Source organism: Massilia sp. CT11-108 (assembly GCF_047302915.1).
GTDB classification, from domain to species: domain Bacteria; phylum Pseudomonadota; class Gammaproteobacteria; order Burkholderiales; family Burkholderiaceae_D; genus Telluria; species Telluria orientalis.
In genome coordinates this window covers 1-617 of record NZ_JBKYMO010001143.1, presented here as the reverse complement: position 1 = coordinate 617, position 617 = coordinate 1, and the positions used below count along the sequence as shown (strand labels likewise).

General features: G+C 68.9%; 1 protein-coding gene. It reads left to right on the top strand.

Annotated features, from left to right (window positions below; all coding sequences use genetic code 11):
• Positions 1-19: 19 nt before the first annotated feature.
• Positions 20-617, top strand: a 598-nt coding sequence (locus tag ACEN88_RS33645; protein WP_413346687.1) for a response regulator, incomplete at its 3' end; no start/stop codon positions are given.

The following is a 617-nucleotide window of genomic DNA, read 5'->3' as shown; positions in this document are numbered from 1 at the left end:
GCCGCGTGGAGGCCGCATCGTGAACGTGGAACCGCAAAAAGTCCTGATCGCCGACGACGACGTGATCAACCGCCAGGTACTGGCCGAGCTGCTCAAGCCGGAATACACGGTGCTGCTGGCGAAGAACGGCGAACAGGCGCTGGAACGGGCCACGCGCCACGCGCCGGACCTGATCCTGCTCGACGTGATGATGCCGGACCTGGACGGCTACGAAGTGCTGCGCCGGCTGCGCGCCGATCCGCAGACGGAGCAGATCGCCGTGATCTTCATCTCCGGCCTGGACCGCCCGGAAGACGAGGCGAACGGCCTCAAGCTGGGTGCCGCCGACTACATCGCCAAGCCGTTCAACGCCACCGTCGTGATGGCGCGCGTGGCGCTGCACCTGCAGCTCGTGCGCCAGCGCCGCATGCTGGAACGCCTGGCGCACGTGGACGGCCTGACGGAACTGGCGAACCGGCGCCGCTTCGACGAGCTGTACGCGCAGGAATGGCAGCGCGCCCAGCGCAACGGCTGGCCGCTGTCGCTGGCCCTGCTCGACATCGACGCCTTCAAGCAGTACAACGACTACTACGGCCACCCGGCCGGCGACCGCGCGCTGCGCGCCATCGCGCGCACGG